The following is an 18381-nucleotide window of genomic DNA, read 5'->3' on the forward strand; positions in this document are numbered from 1 at the left end:
AAAATGATACGCTGTACCTCTAAATTTTTACAGTGACGTAAATATATGTTTAAAAGGATTTTAATTGCAGCTTTTCTGTTTATTCCTGCATGTTTGTTAGCTCAGCCCACTGAGTCTCAGAATGAATGTAAACGTATGCAAACTGAACGCAAAGAGTTGCAATCTGCACTTCGTAAAGCCCATTTGCTTGATGAAATAAGTGTCTATAAATTACGTATTGATAATTTATCATCACGTATTTCTGAGTCATGTTTTACCAAAGAGCAAATAGCTGAAAAAACCAATGCTTTGTACCGTAAAGATTTTTCTGATTTAGAAAGCTCAGTATCTCAACCTCTCACAGCGCAAGCGTTAAGCAGCAAACAAGCGGCATGGGAGCGTTTTTATGTAATGCCCACCCGGTGTATAGAAAAAGCGTTAGAGCTTAAAAATTTAGATTGGTGTATTGAAAACAAACAAATTCAGTTTCAGCAATTTGATATGCTATGGCAGCAAAAAAATGTACAAACAACCCGCTCAGAAGCAAAACCAACAGACACATTTCATGAGTTTATTTTGCCAAGCAAAGCTGAGCGAGCAAAAATTCTTGCTCAGCAAGAGTCAAAGCGATATAGCCGTACAAGTGAAACTATATTACCAGCGAATATTATCGTGTTGTGCTGCATTGCGTTGACAGCTTTTTTCTCAATAATTTTTGTTTATCATTGGCTTATGCAATCAAGAGCGTCAATTAAATAATTCCATGTAGCAAGGAATGATGCCTTGTTACCTTGCTACATGGTAAGTTCTTAATCGTCAGTTTTAAATTTTTTTGCGCGCTCTTCTGCGTCAATTAAAGCTTGTGATTTTGGCTGTTTTGCTTTGTTTTCAATAACAGGCTTTTCGTTTGACTCTGGATCCCATGCTGGGTCTAGTGACAAATTAGCAAATGGGTTATTGGGTTTTTCATCGGTTTGCTCATCGTCTGGTAGTACATCTTCTTTTTGCTGATCTGTCGTTTCTTCATCAGCTGAATAAGCATCTTTACCTTGATGGCTTTCATCTAGTGAAATTGTGGGGGTGTCGTCTTGCTCGGTATCGTCAAAGCTTACAGGCTCATCCTGCAACTCTAACTCAAGTGCTTGCAACGCTTTTGCTAAATCATCATCGCTAATATCATCATCTGCAGATATTTCATGTGTAGGTGTTTGATCTGTTTTACTAAAATCTTCAGTGAATGAAAGATCCTCATTGACTAATGATGATAAGTCGTACTCGGGTACGTCATCATGTTTAGGTTTTTCTTCGGTATTTGGTGTTTTGTATTCGTCAAAACCAAATGACGATGAGCTAAAGCTTGGCTCTTCAGGCTCGCTTGCTTCAGGTTGCTCTAGTGCTGGCTCATCATCGGTAATTGGTGCTTTGTATTCGTCAAAACCAAATGACGATGAGCTAAAGCGTGGCTCTTCGGGCTCGTTTTCTTCAGGTTGCTCTTGTGCTGGCTCATCATCGGTAACTGGTGTTTTGTATTCGTCAAAACCAAATGATGACGAGCTAAAGCTTGGCTCTTCAGGCTCGCTTGCTTCAGGTTGATCTAGTGCTGGCTCATCATCAGTTACTGGTGCTTTGTATTCGTCAAAACCAAATGACGATGAGCTAAAGCGTGGCTCTTCAGGCTCGCTTTCTTCAGGTTGCTCTAGTGCTGGCTCATCATCGGTAACTGGTGTTTTGTATTCGTCAAAACCAAATGATGACGAGCTAAAGCTTGGCTCTTCAGGCTCGCTTGCTTCAGGTTGATCTAGTGCTGGCTCATCATCGGTAACTGGTGTTTTGTATTCGTCAAAACCAAAAGACGACGAGCTAAAGCGTGGCTCTTCAGGCTCGCTTTCTTCAGGTTGCTCTTGTGCTGGCTCATCATCAGTAGTTGGTGCTTTGTATTCGTCAAAACCAAATGACGACGAGCTAAAGCGAGGCTCTTCAGGCTCGTTTTCTTCCGCTTGCTCTGGCTCATTATCTATTAAAGCCGTGCTCTGTTTATTTTGCGCGTAATTTAGATCAGCCCACGTATCATCAGTTGGAGCTTGCTCTTCTGTTGTTGCATTAAAGTTCGTGAAATCGTCTTCTTGTTTTTCTGGTTGCTGGTTTTCAGAGGCAGAAAATGAATCATATGGCGCAGAAGTATTACTGTCATAAGCTGAAGAGCTGTTTAATTCTGGTGTTGGCTCAGGAGCTAAAAAGTCTGAGTCGTTTTGATTTTTTTGTGCTTTAGCCTCAGCTGCAGCTTTTATAGCCTGAGCATGGAGTAAATCTTGTGCTAACTCTGAATCTGAATCGTTTTGTTTATTTTGACGAATTCGAACAATAACTAATCCTGCGATAAGCAAAATGAGTAAAACGATTAAACTTGGCACTAACAGTGAACTTGATGAGCTAACTTCATTATTCTGAACCGGCGCTGGTGTTGGCTCGGGAATAGGAGTGTTATTTGTCTGCGCATTATTTGTTTCTGTTGCAACAGGCTCTTGTACTGGTGTTTGTGGCTCGAACTCAGGCGAGATTTCAGTAGGTTCTTTAATAGCCTCAATTACCGGCTCAACAACAGTCTCTGCAGCGTTTTGCTTAGGTTGTTCCTGCATTGTTGCTAAATCATTGCTAGGGATACTCTCAACCTGAGGAGTTTCTGGTGCAGCAGGCTCGTCGTTCACTCTATTTGTTAGGATAGCTTGTTCAGCTGTGGTGTCAGCTTGCTCGCTTTCGTTAATAGCATTTGCTTCTGGTGCTGCAGTTTCTTCAGGGGTGCCTAAAATGGCACCGGAGTGGCCGTTTGAGCGATTCACTTTATTAACCGAAACGGGGGGGGAGTCTATTGTCTGCTCAGCAATGTTTTCAAGCGCCGCTTCGTTATGCACTGGCGTTGGGTTCTGGCAATTTTTTTCAAAGCTTCTAGCAGCAGAACGATAATTTTTGTTGCTGGTGTTAAAACGAAACTCATGCATTTGCTGTTTTAACAATATACACATTGCTTCATTGTATTGTGCTTTAGTTGCAAAGCTCATGCTTATAAGAAACAGCAAAATAGATAGTTTTTTTATTGGCATAGTTCTCTTACCAGTAAGGTTAATCTGGTTACCCAAGTAGTTAATTAATTTTAAGCTCAGACCGGCAATTTATCCACAATCGCTTAATCTATCACCATGAGTGCGCGGTATTCGTCATAGGCAAATTGGTCTGTCATACCGCTAATATAATCTTGAATTAAACGACAACGATAATAAAACTCATAGGCAGCAAAGTGATCGGGCTCTGCTTTTAACGCGTCAATCGCCTTTTGATAGCTGTTCAAATGTTTATTTGAGAGTTTTTTTACTAGTCGTGTTTCTATTAAGTAATTTTGGTCGCCTTTTAACACACGCTTAAACGCATCAGCTTCAAGAGCAAGTAATGGTTTATAGCAATCAAGCAGGCCACTAATAATGCGGTAACCTTGTAGTTCTAAACGCTCCACTTCTTTGTGGCAAAAAACATGTTTTAGTGCAACCTGTTTTAAGGTAAGTGTGACAGCATGTAAGTGACTACGATCTTCTAATAACGCTTGATTAAAGTCGCCGTGGTAAATAGCTTCGATATTATTAATAAAGCGCTCAGCTGCATAACTCACTAACGGGTGCAATAAAGTGACACGTAAGTAGATGAAAAACTCACTATTAAAATTGTAAGGCTGTTCTTGAGCCTTGCTTAGCGCATAATCAATGGCTTTTTCGGCAAAGTCACTATGCTTGGTATCGTCAATTGTGAGGTTAGTAAGTGTGCGGCTGTATTGCTCTTTGAGTTTTTCACAGAGCGACTCTACGCTAATAATGCCTTTTTCTACGGCATCTTCTATGTCGGCTAGACAGTATGAGATATCGTCGGCAGCTTCCATAATATAGCTGATTGGATGGCGACAATATTGCTCTATATCAAGTTCGGTTTGTAGTGCTTCAACAAATGGCTTTTCGCTGAAGTAGTAACCGACTTTTTTCATTAAGTAGTTTTTGTCTTGTGGAATATCTGACTTGAGCATACTGGCTGGGCGTGTGTACTTTAAAATGCCCGCACTTTGGCTGTAAGTTAAATTAAGTGATAGCAATGAATGGATAATGCGGATCCCCTGCGCATTACCTTCAAAATTTTTAATATCCTCAGCGAGGTGTTTAAAAATAACACTTATACCAATCCCTTTGCAGCGCTCAGGAGTTAGTGCATCTAAATGCTTAGCAAACCATTGGTTGATTGCTGCTTCGCCAAAGTGGCCAAAGGGTGGGTTGCCTATGTCGTGCATTAAACACGCCATTTCGACGAGGCTTTCTAAAGGCCGTTCAAGCCCCACTAAACCATATTCTTTTTGCTTGGCATCGCTCAACTTATTAAAAATTGTTTGTACAATAAAGCGACCCACTTGTTGTACTTCAAGAGAGTGAGTAAGCCTTGAGCGCACGGCAGCATTGCGTTCAAGCGGAAAAACTTGGGTTTTTTGTTGTAAGCGACGAATAGCAGCGCTATTAATAATACGACCTCGATCACTTTCAAGCGCAGTATGCAAGTTATTGGTTGAACGCATTTCGCGTGCAGGGGTGATTTTTTTACTAAAATCGATCATTTATTTTTCCCACAAAGCAATATAAGCCGCGCAGTTGAGAGTTGTTAGCAAAACTTAGCCATAATTAAATTTAATCTAACAGCTTGTATCTAAAATTTAAATATCCTTTTTTTATTAATGTCTTACTTTAAATTAAGCCACTTATTCATATATGATTTGCTTTTACATACTTATCTCCTACCTTGGGATATAAAGTAAGGTCTTTTGGATGCTTGGCAACCATCTTTACGGTGGCATGCATAAAGCTAATTAGTAAAACGTTATATAAAAAGTTAGCAGTCATTATCACAAAATTTTCAAAACTATTTGCTAAAGTCTCTAAGCAAATTAAAAATTAAACGAAAGGGTTTTCTATGCGTATTTGGCAACTAGTTTTAGCTGGGGTATTGCTTTTCAGTTCGGGTGTAAAAGCTGACCAAGAGCAATCGGTGGTACTTATTTCGATAGATGGGTTTCGTTGGGATTACATTGAAAAACATCAGGCGAAACATTTAAAAGCAATCAGTGAGCAGGGCGTAAGAGCAACCAAAATGCGCCCCGTATACCCAACCAAAACTTTTCCGAATCATATTTCGATTATTACCGGTTTGCTGCCTGTTAATCATGGCATTGTCGATAACCGCTTTTGTGATACTGAGCGCAACGACTGCTACAAAATGGGAAAAGGTAAAGACGATAGCACTTGGGTTAACGGCATTCCGCTTTGGAATTTAGCACAAATGCAGGGCTTAAAAGCAGCCACCTATTTTTGGCCAGAGTCAGATGCGCGTTTTAACGGTATGTTACCTGATTATTTTTACCATTATTCAAAACACAGTGATTACCAAAGACGCGTTGACCAAATTATTCAGTGGTTGAGCTTACCAAAAGCACAGCGACCACGTTTGGTGATTAGTTATTTTTCGCTGGTGGATAGTATGGGACATGAGTTTGGCCCAGATGCCAAAGAAACCTATGATGCAGTACAAAAGCTCGACAGTTTAATGGCTGATTTATCGAGTCGTTTAAAAGCACTTGATGAAAACATTAACTTAGTGATTGTGTCTGATCATGGTATGGCGTCTGTTGATCCAAGCCTTAGCATCAAAATTGATAGCCTGCCACAAGACGAAAACTTTATAGTGCAAAACACAGGCCCTCGCGTCTTATATTATGCAAAACCAGATAGCAAAGCAGATATCAGCGGATTCAGCAAAAAGCTCGCTAAAGCCGCTGAAGGTCGTTACATCGTATTAAGTGAGAAGCAAAAGCACGATTATCACTATGATAAAGGCCCACGAGTTGGTGATATTATTTTGCAAACCGAAGCGCCTCGCGTGTTTACCGACAGTAAAATGGCCGGTTATTTAGGCACTCATGGTTATGCCTATAGCGAAGATATGGCCGCCACCTTTATAGCCGAAGGCCCTGCTTTTAAACAAGGCATGCGCTTAGACGAAGTAAGTAATTTAGATGTGTACCCGCTCATCGCCAAAATACTCGGTCTTGAGATCTTAAGCCCAATTGATAGCGATGGCGCAAGTTTATGGCCAGTGGTTGTTGAGTAGTTAGTTATAAGGTGAAAGAGTAAAGTTAGCGAGGGGAAAGGAGCTAGGCTCTAGGACGCGATGCAAAATCGCCGCTACAGACTCGCATCTCGAATCTCGTAACTTTACTCTTGTATCTCGCTCGCTTCCACTTTCCCCTTGTAACTCTTACAACTTCGTTACCCAGCCGTATTCTCCATGGCTTATAAATTTATAGCTGTCAGTGTGAGTGTTAAGCTGCCCTTGCAGAGTATTTTTTGTTACGGTCATCACTGCTTGATGGCTTGTCTTGTCATCATCAGTGACTTTACCAAATACGCTCCGATCACCATTGCTCGCTTCAATAATATTGCTTATTTCTAGCGTGTAAGTGCGGCTTTCATCAACAGCTAAAATCAAGTTATCACCCGCTTGAAGTGTTTTTAGGGTATCTAAATCGAATTCACTAAACGCTGTGTCACTTAACTTCTCGGGCAAACGACCTTGTTTGTAGAGAAATTCATGGGCTTTGTTTGAAAGCTGATTTAGCGGTGCTGTTAAATTAACAGTAGGTTGCTGAGGTAGCACCTGTTGCTCTGAATTGTAAGTTGCAACATTCGGTTGTGTGTCTGGTTTTGATGTAAAACCATCACTTTGAATATGCCATTCATTCAATGCAAATGCAGTGAGTGGCAAAATGAAGATTAATGCAAGCGTCCTGTTCACATGTTTCTCTTACGGGTTTTAATGTTAACTTAATGTTGATTTTTACCTTAAGTTAACATATTGGTCAATAGATAATCAGTAAGTTGCGGTAATAATTGTCGTGACGATAAAATTAATTAATTTTACTTAGTTTGCAATGCTCAGCATAATCCGCGTTTTTTTGTTACATAAACCCAAGATTAGAGGTAACGAGTATGCGCGGGTGGATTATTTATAAAGATAGCCAAGGTTTGCTAAAGCAAGAGACCTACGAGGTAGAGCGCTTGCTTGCTGCTGCAAAAGAAGAAGGCATCGACTTACATGTTTACTCGCCTGATCAGTTTGATTTAACAATTACTCGCGAAGATGGCAAAAGCATCTTAATCGATGGGCAATCAGTTGCGTTACCAGACTTCGTTATTCCACGAATGGGTGCAAGCACAACCTATTTTGCGTTGGCAATTATTCGTCACTTGGAACGTTTAGGTGTGTATTGTGTAAATAGCTCGCAATCAATTGAAACGGTAAAAGACAAATTATTTGCACAGCAAATTTTAGCAGAATGTAATTTGCCTACACCAAATACCATGTTGGTTAAGTTTCCGGTGAACATTGATTTAGTGGAAAAACAGATTGGTTTTCCTGTCGTGATAAAGACGTTATCGGGCTCGCAGGGTAGTGGCGTATTTTTATCAAAATCAAAAGATGAGTTTGATGACTTAATGCAACTTATTGAAGCGGCAAACCCACAGGCAAATATTATTTTACAGCAGTTTGTTAAGTCGAGTCATGGTCGAGATTTGCGAGTGCTTACTATCGGTGGGCGTGCTGTTGCATGTATGGAGCGTAACTCACAGGGTAAAAACTTTAAAGCCAATGTAAGTGCTGGAGGAACAGGCAAGTCATTTCCTATCACGCCAGAAATCGAATGGCTTGCAACTCAAACTGCGAACGTACTCAACCTTGATGTAGCGGGCATTGACTTATTATTTGACGAGCAGCACTTTAAAATTTGTGAAGCAAACTCAAGCCCAGGTTTTGAAGGTTTAGAAGGGGCGTTAGGGATTGATGTAGCCAAAGAGATTTTGCACTTTATTCGCATTCGTCTGGGTATTTTTGATAAGCCCGAAGTACTCGAAGAGCCTTGTTTAGAGGCTGTTTAATATTTTTCAAGGCGTGTATATAACACGCCTTTTTTGTGTCATCTGTATAGTAAATAAACTTACAAATACTACAAAAGTGTACAGTGCTAATTAGCAAATCATAGGATAAGGTAGATTTTTTTATTGGCAAGGAGTGTGTGTACATGAGTCAGCTCATCAGTCGAGCAACAGCGGGTTTAGTGGCTGTTATTATCGGCTTTACCAGCTCAATCGCGCTTATTTATCAGGTTGTGATGGTGTTAGGCGGCACCCCCGATTTAGTTGCCAGCTGGGTGTTGATGCTCGGTCTTGCTATGGGCGTGAGCTCAATTGCTTTGTCTTATTACTACAAAGTGCCCATTCTTATCGCGTGGTCAACAACCGGAGCGGCATTACTTATTTCAAGTGCTCAAGGGTATAGCTTAAACCAAGCTGTTGGCGCGTTTATGTTCTCTGCAGCGCTGGTGTTTTTATCTGGTATTACCGGCGTGTTCGAAAAAATGATGAACAAAATTCCAAGCCAACTGGCTTGTGCCATGCTTGCAGGTGTACTGGTGAATTTTGGCATTGATGTATTTAATTTTATGAACGAACTGCCATTAGTAATTGGCTTAATGGTCGCGGTGTATTTATGTGGAAAACGTTACTTTGCGCGCTTTGCTATGCTCGCAGTGGTTGTGGCTGGCTTTTTAATGGCAGGCATAACAGGGCAAATCGATACCTCTAGCTGGCAGTGGAAAATGAGCGAGTTTGCTTACATAGCGCCAGTGTTCGACATTAATGCCATGATCAGTGTTGGTTTACCGCTGTTTATAGTAACGATGACATCGCAAAACTTACCTGGCATCGCCGTGTTAAAAGCGCATAAATATAAAGCCCCTGTGTCGGCGGCGTTAAATGTAACGGGACTTTTAAATGTGTTTATTGCGCCTTTTGGTGGTTATGCAATTAATCTTGCTGCCATCACTGCGGCAATTTGTATGAGTTCTGAGGCTGATAAAGACCCAAGCAAGCGTTATTGGGCAAGCATTGCGGGTGGTGTGTTTTACATTATTATGGCGCTCCTTGCCGCAACGCTAGTTGGTTTGGTAGCAAGTTTGCCACAAGCACTTATTTTAGCGTTGGCAGGTATTGCGTTATTCGCCACCATTGCTAGTAGCTTACAGCAAGCTTTAACTGAGGCGTATTATACCGAAGCCGCTATAGTGACCTTTTTAGTCACAGCTTCTAACCTAACCTTATTCTCGGTCGGTTCTGCGTTTTGGGGGATTGTTGCTGGCACGGTGACTTTGGTTATGACACGTAAAGATTGAGGGATTTGAAACGATGCAAGTTATACGAAGCCACGAATTTACAGCTGAACGAGCTTGGGGAGCATTAGATATTGCCAATATGAATGGTATTACAACTCGTTTGCACTGGACGAATGAACCTTACAAATGGCACATCAATAATGGCGAAGAGGTTTTTGTGGTGTTAAGTGGTCAGGTTGAAATGCTTTATAAACAGCATGGTGAAGTATGTGCTGAGCTTCTTAATCCAGGGGATATCTTTTTTGCCAGTGTTGGCACGGAGCATGTTGCGCATCCCAAGGGAGAAGCGCGAATTTTGGTTATCGAATCGCAAGGCAGTGTATAACAAAAAAAGCCCCAGCTTTACTGGGGCCTTTCGTTATTTAAGTAACGGTTTTATCACTTCAAATATGGCATTGATGTGATCACTGCGGGTATTGAGTGCTGGTATGTATCGGTACTTTTCACCACCTGCATGTTCAAAAATTTCACGATTTTCGCCTTCAATTTCTTCTAAGGTTTCTAGGCAATCGGCACTAAATGCAGGGCTGATAATCGCTATATCCTTAATACCTTGCTCTGGATAGCTTTCAAGTGTGGCATCGGTGTAAGGTTTTAACCACTCAGCTTTACCAAAGCGGCTTTGGAAAGTTGTTACAGCAAAATCTTTCTCAAAACCCAGCTTTTCAGCAACTAAACGGGTAGTTTGCATACAAAAGCAGTAGTAAGGGTCGCCATTTTCTAAAAATTGTTTAGGTGTACCGTGGTACGAAAACACTAGCTTTTGTGGTGTGCCATGGGCATTTAAGTCTTCACTAATGCTAGCGGCGAGGGCATCAATATAAGTTGGGTTGTTGTGATAACCATTAATAAAATGAAGCTCTGGCACCCAGCGCCATTTACGAAGCACATTTGATACTGCATCAAACGTTGAACCTATGGTGGTGCTTGAGTATTGCGGATACATCGGCAGCACGATAACGCGAGTGATACCTTTGTCGCGAAGCTCTTCAAGGCCTGCTTCAATCGATGGGTTACCGTAGCGCATTGCCATAACCACTTCAGTGTCGTGGTGCCCTTTATCTTTTAATAGTGCTGCAAGGCGTTTACTTTGTTCTCGCGTAATGTGTGTTAGTGGTGAGCCGTTTTCAGTCCAGATGCTTTTGTAAAGTGCTGCTGAACGTTTCGGGCGCAGCGTTAAAACAAAGCAATACAGGATAATCATCCAAATAAAGCGAGGGATCTCGACGATACGAGGATCAGATAAAAACTCGCGTAAGTAAGTTCTAAGTGCCGCTGTTGTTGGCGCATCTGGGCTCCCTAAGTTGGTCAATAAAATACCCGTTTTTTTATTGAATCGGCCGTTATGCGGGTTATCGGTTATAGCGGAAAATCGCGACACTGAGCGCTCCTTGATGAAGTAAACGTTATATAAATCGTATTGTAACGAACTAACCTGACTATGTGATCACTTTATTCGCTAATTTTTGATCATGATCCTGAAAGGACTTGGTTTTTTAGCTTCAAGCTGTTGTAACTTGCTAATTGATTTAGGGCCAAATACATGCCCTTTTGGTAGTAAAAGAATTCCATCGTAGTTTCTTAGTGCATGACCTAAAACCATGCCATTTTTTAGTTGTTGAGCAGAGATAATTTTCATAGTGCCAACTTGCTGATCACTGGCACAGGTTATTTTTAAACTGCCGAGGGTTTCTAAAATCTTCGGGTGGTAGTAGGTGCCACTGTATAATTGCAATTGGTCAAGCGCACTTTCAAACTTGCTGTTGTCTTGCACATTTATATGGGCGATTGTTTGCCAAAAGTCTCTAGCCACCGCTAAAATCATTGCGGTAATCGGTATTTCTTTACCTTTTAAGCCTTTGGGTATGCCCGAGCCATTGTAGTGTTCAAATTGATAATAAATAGCCTCAGAAACATCATGTAAATGTGGTGCAGGCATAAGCATTAATTGGGCTGTACTTGGGTGAGTATAAAATAATTTTTTTTGGTTTTCTGTAAGCTCTCTGGTTGGCTTTTTATAAAGCTCTGGTTCCATTGCTAGCAGCCCTATTTGCGCAAGGTATCCAGCCATTTCAGCCATTTCGATGTGTTGCTTATCTAAACCAAGTTGCTCTGCAATTTGCTTGCTGGTAGTGGCAATGTTTTGTGCTTGCATACCGTCTAGATAAGGGTTTGCATTAATGAAGTTGTATAAAATCTCAAAGGTTGTGCGGTGCTCGTGTTTTTCACGCTCGTTTACTTCTTCGAGCTGTTTGAGCACTTTACGAATTTGTAGAGTTCGCTTTTCGACCATTTGCTCAAGGTTATTGTTGAGCTCTTTTAGTTGCGCATTTTGTGCTTTAATTTGCTGTTCAAGGCGTTTGTTTTCTCGTTTAAGAGAGGTTTTTTCAATGCCATCACTAATATTGCGAAGCAGTAACTCGTTCTGCCAAGGTTTTTGAATATAAGCATGGATCTTACCTTTATTGACTGCGGCAATAGTGTTGTCGATGTCTGAGTAACCGGTCAATAAAATACGTTGTGGGTCTGGTGCAATACTAAGTGCTTGAGCAAAAAACTCCGCGCCATCCATCTGTGGCATACGCATGTCACAAATAATCACATCAAAATTATAAGCTGCTAATAGCGTAAGACCCTCTGTCGGATCTGCTGTCGCTTTTGCTGAGATATTATGTGCAGATAACAACCTTAATAAAGTGCGTAAAACAATTTCGTCATCATCAATGCATAATACTTGAATATGCTCTTTGCTTACTTTTTCTGCCATAGCGATTTACTGTGAACCATCGTTAATCAATAACATAGCCTTAAATCTAGGCTTGTGCTAGGTTTTAAGTGATACAGGCTAAAGTTTGAGAGAAAAATGAATGACTTTAAGCAAGCTTATTTATTAGAAAAAGCAGCTAGGGAAGAGGCAGAGCAACTGTTAGCAGACAAGAGCCGTATTCTTGTTGCATTAAACAGTGAGCTTGAACAAAAAATTGCAGACTTAGAGCGTCATCAAGCAATGTTTATTCAAGCAGAAAAAATGGCGACTTTGGGCACACTATGCGCTGGGGTTGCCCATGAAATTAACAACCCCCTTGCTTATAGCATTAGTAATGTCGATACCCTTAAGGAGTATTGCAATTATTTCAGTGCATTATTAGCTAAATGTGATGAATTTGCCTGTAGTGAAATGGATAAAGCGGCGTTTTGTCAGCAATTAACCGATTTAAATAAAGTACACTCTGTTCGTTATTTAGCAGATGATTTGCCTGACTTAATAAATGACACAGCACAAGGTTTACAAAGGATCAGCAAGATAGTTGCAAATTTGCTCGATTTCTCTCGACCAAAGGGCCATAACAAACAGTTTGCTGATATGACTGATGCGGTAAAAAGTGCAGTTAAGTTATTAGCGAATCAACTTAAAGAATGCGATTTACAAACTGACTACCATACGATTTCTGAGAGCTGGTGTAATTTAGCAGCTATCAGTCAAGTGATTGTGAATGTATTAATAAATGCAAAGCAAGCATGTGATGCCAGTAGCTCAAAAGCGCAGATCACTGTGTCGGTCTATGAACTTCAACATCATATTTATATTGATGTTGAAGACAATGGCGTGGGGATGTCAGCAGAAACTATCGCTAAAATATATGATCCTTTCTACACGACCAAACCGGTAGGGGAAGGCACTGGAATGGGAATGACCATGGTTTATGCGATTGTGCATGATCATCAAGGCACTATTGAAATACAAAGCACAGAGGGAACGGGCACGCGCATTAGTTGTGTATTTCCAGTGCAAAGTCACGTTAGAGATGTGGTTAACTAATTGACACAATTTAAGTTGTTGCAAAACGCTGTAGATTCGATAGTGTAAGACTAAGTACTGACCAACATTAAATATAAAGGCACGCTATGTTTAACACAGAAAGCTCGGAAGTATTGAAAAACTATCTCGCAAGTCAAAGTGAGACGAATCAAGTTAGTTTAGATCAGGTCATTGGATTTATGGCTGGACTACTTGCCTGCTCTGAGTTTTTTGGTGAGTCAGAGCTTGCAAATTATATCGCTGATAACGATGAATCAATATTCAATACATTAATGACCGATTCAGAGCCGCGCGATGCAATGATTGAGTTACTTGATAATGTGACAGAAGCTCAAGTTGAGCAAAAGAAAATACTTGCTCATTTATATTCCAATGATGCTGATGCAAATGAACCTAGCCAAGCATTACAAGACTTTTGCAGCGGTTACATTGCTGCATACATAGTTAATCAAGATATTTGGCACAGTGACTTACAGTTTTTACTGCAAGCTGATGAGCAAAAAGAAGCCAGTGAAGAAGGGCAGCTTTTCATTGATAACTTTGAAGCTACACTCGATTTATTAACTACTTTTGCAATGTGGGATCAAGCACTTGCTAATCACCCAGAGCCAGAAAAATTGGGTGAAGGGTTTGCGACTTTTTTTGCTGCATTAGACGAGAGTTTAGCCGAAATAGCCACCATGGCCTTAATGCTCGAAGATGAAAAGCTGGCGATGTTAGAGCAAGATCAATAAATAGATTGAGTTGGTAGAGATAAGTAAATGGTTGCATTAATTTGCTTATTTCTACTATTAATTGAATAATTCCTCCCTTATAAAATCTATTAATCATACAAATAGAAAAAATTATACCTAAGTCGTAACAAATTTTTCTTTCATTTCATTTTTTTGTTGATAGGATGTTTCCCAAGGGGTAACTCGCAGGCTTGAGTTAGCTTTCAATTTTATGATTTTTAAAATCAACATTACGTGCTTAGTGCTTTTCCTTAACTTCTCCAAAGGGGCGTCTTTTTGATTTAAGGAAAGCCAGAATATCAACAGGATACACATGACAACACATTCTTTAAGTATGCTGGCCGTAGCGGTCAGTGTGGCTGTTTCTGCGACTTCAGTGCAGGCAGCCGAGCAAGCATCTGGCGTAAAAGCAGATAAAAATATCGAACAAATCTCTGTATTAGGCTCACGAGTTGCCAATCGTACGGCTACCGAATCAACATCGCCGGTTGATTTGATTGATGCTGACGATTTGAACAAAGGTGGTTTCACTGAACTTGGCCAAAGCCTGCAAGCGACGGCTCCTTCTTTTAACTTTTCTCGTACGCAAGTGTCAGATGGCTCTGACTTATTTAGACCTGCAACTCTTCGAGGCTTACAACCAGACCAAACGCTAGTCCTAATCAATGGTAAGCGCCGTCATAATCAATCTATTTTTGGTTTAAATGGTACTGTCGGTGCCGGTGCTGCGGGTACTGATATGAACGCGATTCCACTTACCGCTTTAAAAGGCGTTGAAGTACTTCGTGATGGTGCTGCGGCGCAGTATGGCTCTGATGCGATAGCCGGTGTTATCAACTTATCGCTAAACGATTCAACAGGTGTTACAACGGGTTATGTGCAAGCAGGTAGCACAGGTGAAGGCGATGGTGACACCCTATCAATGGGTTTAAACCGTGGTTTTGATTTAGGCGATGAAGGCGGCTTCATTAACTTTTCTTTAGAATACCGTGATGCTGATGGCACCAACCGCGCCCAGCGTGATATCGGTGGCTCAGTTGATGTACCAGCCGGCACGCTGTCTGACGAAGTTCGTTGGGGGCAAGGTAACGCAGATAGCGAATTTACGTCTGTGTTTTATAACATGGCGTTACCACTTGGCGAGAGCGAACTTTACTCATTTGGTGGATACTCAAACCGTACGGCATTAGGCAATGGTTTTTACCGTAACTTTGACCAAGCAGCGAAGAACGTTGTGCAAGTATATGGCGATGGCTTTTTACCTCGCATCGACAACGAAGCCGAAGATATTTCGTTTTCACTTGGGCTGCGCGGTGAGCTAAACCCAGATTGGAGCTATGATGTTTCGGCCGTATATGGTGAAAATAGCTATGATTTCACCTCAAAAAATACTCTAAATGCCTCGTATGCTGCTGAATATGTGGCGAATAACCCAGGTGCAAGTGATGCTGATATTGCGGCAAATGCAGGCCCTTCAGGTGGTTACTCAGGTGGTTTTAGATTTGATCAAACAACAGTAAATGCAGATTTAAATGGTATTGTTGATATTGGTCGCAGTGAACCTGTTTATGTGTCGGTGGGTGCTGAATATCGTAAAGAAAATTACGAAATCGTGCCGGGCGAAGAAGCGTCTTATGCGTGTGGCTTAGCAAATTCAGATACCTCATACCCTGCGGTTAACGACAGCAGCGTATTTGCTGAGTGTGGCTTCCAAGCTTATAACGGTTTACGTCCTGAAGCGTCAAATAAAGAGAGCCGTCACAGCTATGCATTTTATGTTAATGCCGAAACACTGATCACGGACGCATGGCAGGTAAGTACAGCGCTTCGTTATGAAGACTTCTCTGATGCTGGTGATGACATCATTGGTAAGCTAGCAACGCGCTATGAAATTACCGATGACTTTGCCGTGCGTGGTGCGATTTCTTCTGGCTTTAGAGCACCATCACTGCAACAAAGTGCCTATACAGCTTACACCACAAACTTAGGTGCTGGTGGCGTGTTATTGCAATCATTCACTGCAACAGCGGGATCTGATTTCCCGTCAGCCCTTGGCGTTGATAGTCTTGGGCTTGAGAGCTCAGAAAACTTAAGTGCGGGCTTTGTTTATAATGTAACAAGCGATTTATCACTGACCGTTGATTTTTACCATGTTGCAATTAAAGACAGAATTACCCTTGGCAGCTTAATGTCGGCGGACGATGTTTCGTTTAGCGCCGAAGCGGTGGCGGCACTTAATGCAACAGGTGCACAGCAAGCTAACTACTTCTCAAACTCGGTTGATTCAACCACCAAAGGGGTTGATATTATTGCTTCGTACCGCACCGATTTGTACGACGGTAATTTCTCAGCAACCTTTGCAGGTAACATTAACGAAACCGAAATTGATGATGTGAATGCGCCAGAAGGCGTTCCTGAGTCAATCGCTCTTGATGATTTACAACGTAGTTTCTTAACGGATGGTCAACCAGGTGAGCGTGCAACACTAACATTTGAATACGATCGTGGCGATTTCAACAGCATGCTACGTTTTAACTACTACGGCGAAACAGACGTTAAATACTTTGGTAATGACCACATAGGTTTACCTGATGAGTTATCGCCTACCGGTGAGTTTAAAGACACAAGCACGGTTGAGTCAGCAGTATTAGTTGATGTTAATGTTGGTTATCAACTAACTGACGAGCTGATGCTATCGGCAGGTATTGATAATATCTTTGATGTAACACCAGATGAGTTAGGCGAAGATGAAGCGCTTGATTTTATTACGAATAAAGCATTTAAGTACCCTGTACGTGCATTGCCTTATGGTTTTGATGGTATGACTTACTACGCAAAACTAAGCTTTAGTTTTTAATTCCTAAGTTGAAATGAAGCTTAAATAGCGCCTAACGGCGCTATTTTTTTGTTTAATTGTAGTATGCGACATTTGTCACTATAATAAATGACAAGTGTCGAATTCGACGAGGTGTAAAATGAATGCTGTAGAAACTGATTATTTAGGTGTTGTTACTGATGGTAGGGTAACAATTCATTCTAATACAATTGATGAGATTAATGTTGCAACACAAGGTGTAACTGTCAGTGCGATTAAATCACTCGCTAAAGAGCTGAATTGGGATGCCAACATTTTAGCAACCTCTATTGGCACCACGACCCGTACACTTGAGCGCTACAGTAAAGACCGAAAACGTTTAAGTGCTAAGCTGAGCGAAAATGCTTTAGAGATTGCACGTATTTCATCGCAAGGCATTGCCTACTTTGGTGACGTTAAACGTTGGAATGAGTGGCTTAATACACCCAACATTCAATTTGCGAATCAAGAGCCAAAGTCAGTGATCCATACTATCCGTGGCCGTGAACTGATAAAGCGAGTGATAATGGGGCTTGAGTACGGGTTCACAGCTTAATGATTTGCTACCGAATAGCACCGAAAGTTCATAATGATCTGGCTAATGCGTTATCTGGGCTTGGTGGTTTATATGCACAGGGGCGGTGGCATTTTGTTGGTAAACCCATTGTTTATACGGCGAGCTCGCGCTCTTTAGCAATGCTTGAGCGATTAGTGAATGACACAACCGACATATTAAGTAAAAACTTGAGTATCACCACTATACAGATACCTGATGATCTAAAGGTTATTAGGCTAGTAGCCAGCGAACTGCCAAAAGCATGGGATGATCACCCCTATATTACAGACACTCAGGCATTAGGTTCTGATTGGCTAGCATCGATGGAAGCAGCCGTATTGCAAGTTCCTTCTAGTTTATGCCCCGACGAATACAATTTTTTAATTAATCCATTGCACACAGACATAAGCAAAATAAAATGCATTGATAGCAAAAACTTTTTCTATCCAAATCGGTTGGCTGTAAAGCTTTGAATTAGTTGGCGAGGGGAAAGGGTAAAAATTTGCGAGATGCGAGTTTGTAGCAGCGATTTTATATCGCGTTTTATCCTATTCAATGCAGTCTCTTTGAGAGTATTTGTTTGCTCTGTGTAGCGCGAAGCGCCTCTGTGTTCTCTGCGGTTCAAATTATTTTCACAAAGAGAAGTTAATGAGAAGACAACGAGGAAACCCAAATTAACTTCTCCAACCTTCTTCTCAGACGCAGCCAGTAACCTATTTATCGAGACTAACTGTTTGCTAGATCTTTTTTCGAACCACAGAGGACATAGAGAGCACAGAGAAAGACAAGGAGTTCTCTAAAGCGCAGCGCCTCTTATCCTCTTTGTGAAATTACCTTCTCTGTGCAGCGCGCAGCTCCACGGTGCCCTCTGTGGTTCAAATATCTATATTCACATAGAGAACTGAATGAGAAAACAACGAGATAATAGTTAAGCCAATTAGTTATTTTCCTCTAAAGCGCAGCGCCTCTTATCCTCTTTGTGCATTAAGTTTCTCTGTGTAGCGCGAAGCGCCTCTGTGTTCTTATATGGACTCCCCGTTTTTTGTCAACGGAGTATTTATTAAATAAAGATTAGATGCTGGCTTATATACGGACTCTATTTGGGGAGCTACCCCTGGTCACTTTAATGTATTC

Annotated in this window: 15 protein-coding genes; 10 read left to right on the forward strand and 5 right to left on the reverse strand. The window is 41.2% G+C overall.

Going from position 1 to position 18381, the window contains the following annotated elements; all coding sequences use genetic code 11:
* The first annotated feature begins 45 nt into the window (after positions 1 to 45).
* A complete protein-coding gene (locus tag NH454_RS20160; protein WP_135926723.1) occupies positions 46 to 738 on the forward strand; it encodes a hypothetical protein in 693 nt (230 codons plus the stop codon).
* Between the two features lie 50 nt (positions 739 to 788).
* Here NH454_RS20160 and NH454_RS20165 read toward each other — a convergent pair whose 3' ends face one another.
* On the reverse strand, positions 789 to 3077 hold the full coding sequence (locus NH454_RS20165; protein WP_253040071.1) for a hypothetical protein: 2289 nt from the start codon (positions 3075 to 3077) through the stop codon (positions 789 to 791).
* An 83-nt stretch (positions 3078 to 3160) separates the two neighbouring features.
* A complete protein-coding gene (dgt, locus tag NH454_RS20170) occupies positions 3161 to 4618 on the reverse strand; it encodes a dGTPase (protein ID WP_253040072.1) in 1458 nt (485 codons plus the stop codon).
* Between the two features lie 353 nt (positions 4619 to 4971).
* Here dgt and NH454_RS20175 point away from each other — a divergent pair, with 353 nt between their 5' ends.
* Positions 4972 to 6165, forward strand: coding sequence for an ectonucleotide pyrophosphatase/phosphodiesterase (locus tag NH454_RS20175; RefSeq protein ID WP_253040073.1), 1194 nt, complete (start codon positions 4972 to 4974; stop codon positions 6163 to 6165).
* A 147-nt stretch (positions 6166 to 6312) separates the two neighbouring features.
* Here NH454_RS20175 and NH454_RS20180 read toward each other — a convergent pair whose 3' ends face one another.
* Positions 6313 to 6849: a hypothetical protein gene (locus tag NH454_RS20180; protein ID WP_199527453.1), complete on the reverse strand. Its 537-nt coding sequence runs from the start codon at positions 6847 to 6849 to the stop codon at positions 6313 to 6315.
* A gap of 194 nt (positions 6850 to 7043) precedes the next feature.
* Between NH454_RS20180 and NH454_RS20185 the strand changes: the two genes are divergently transcribed.
* The 3 genes from NH454_RS20185 (at position 7044) to NH454_RS20195 (ending at position 9608) form a co-directional block, all read left to right on the forward strand.
* The gene (locus NH454_RS20185; RefSeq protein ID WP_253040074.1) at positions 7044 to 7991 is read left to right on the forward strand and encodes a RimK family alpha-L-glutamate ligase; all 948 of its coding nucleotides are present in this window, start codon (positions 7044 to 7046) and stop codon (positions 7989 to 7991) included.
* Positions 7992 to 8134: 143 nt separating this feature from the next.
* Positions 8135 to 9283 carry a benzoate/H(+) symporter BenE family transporter gene (locus NH454_RS20190; protein WP_253040076.1) on the forward strand — a complete coding sequence of 383 codons (1149 nt, stop codon included), beginning with the start codon at positions 8135 to 8137 and terminating at the stop codon, positions 9281 to 9283.
* Positions 9284 to 9296: 13 nt separating this feature from the next.
* Entirely contained in the window at positions 9297 to 9608 is a 312-nt protein-coding gene (locus NH454_RS20195; RefSeq protein WP_138558202.1) for a cupin, read from the forward strand.
* A 33-nt stretch (positions 9609 to 9641) separates the two neighbouring features.
* Here the strand turns inward: NH454_RS20195 and hemH are convergent, their stop codons facing one another.
* Both hemH and NH454_RS20205 read right to left on the reverse strand, forming a co-directional pair.
* On the reverse strand, positions 9642 to 10664 hold the full coding sequence (gene hemH / locus NH454_RS20200) for a ferrochelatase (protein WP_253040077.1): 1023 nt from the start codon (positions 10662 to 10664) through the stop codon (positions 9642 to 9644).
* 78 nt (positions 10665 to 10742) lie between these two features.
* Positions 10743 to 12050: an HD domain-containing phosphohydrolase gene (locus NH454_RS20205; protein WP_138558201.1), complete on the reverse strand. Its 1308-nt coding sequence runs from the start codon at positions 12048 to 12050 to the stop codon at positions 10743 to 10745.
* Between the two features lie 96 nt (positions 12051 to 12146).
* Here NH454_RS20205 and NH454_RS20210 point away from each other — a divergent pair, with 96 nt between their 5' ends.
* From NH454_RS20210 to NH454_RS20230, 5 genes are all read left to right on the forward strand, one after another.
* A complete protein-coding gene (locus NH454_RS20210; protein ID WP_135926733.1) occupies positions 12147 to 13103 on the forward strand; it encodes an ATP-binding protein in 957 nt (318 codons plus the stop codon).
* Between the two features lie 86 nt (positions 13104 to 13189).
* Positions 13190 to 13837, forward strand: a complete 648-nt coding sequence (locus tag NH454_RS20215; RefSeq protein WP_135926734.1) for a UPF0149 family protein — start codon at positions 13190 to 13192, stop codon at positions 13835 to 13837.
* A 313-nt stretch (positions 13838 to 14150) separates the two neighbouring features.
* Positions 14151 to 16694, forward strand: coding sequence for a TonB-dependent receptor (locus NH454_RS20220; protein WP_135926735.1), 2544 nt, complete (start codon positions 14151 to 14153; stop codon positions 16692 to 16694).
* 118 nt (positions 16695 to 16812) lie between these two features.
* Entirely contained in the window at positions 16813 to 17247 is a 435-nt protein-coding gene (locus tag NH454_RS20225; RefSeq protein WP_135926736.1) for an antitoxin Xre/MbcA/ParS toxin-binding domain-containing protein, read from the forward strand.
* The gene (locus NH454_RS20230; protein WP_253040078.1) at positions 17247 to 17720 is read left to right on the forward strand and encodes an RES family NAD+ phosphorylase; all 474 of its coding nucleotides are present in this window, start codon (positions 17247 to 17249) and stop codon (positions 17718 to 17720) included. The genes NH454_RS20225 and NH454_RS20230 overlap by 1 nt, the downstream gene beginning before the upstream one ends.
* Positions 17721 to 18381 lie beyond the last annotated feature (661 nt).

This window comes from Pseudoalteromonas sp. Ps84H-4, from assembly GCF_024124645.1.
GTDB classification, from domain to species: Bacteria; Pseudomonadota; Gammaproteobacteria; order Enterobacterales; family Alteromonadaceae; genus Pseudoalteromonas; species Pseudoalteromonas lipolytica_C.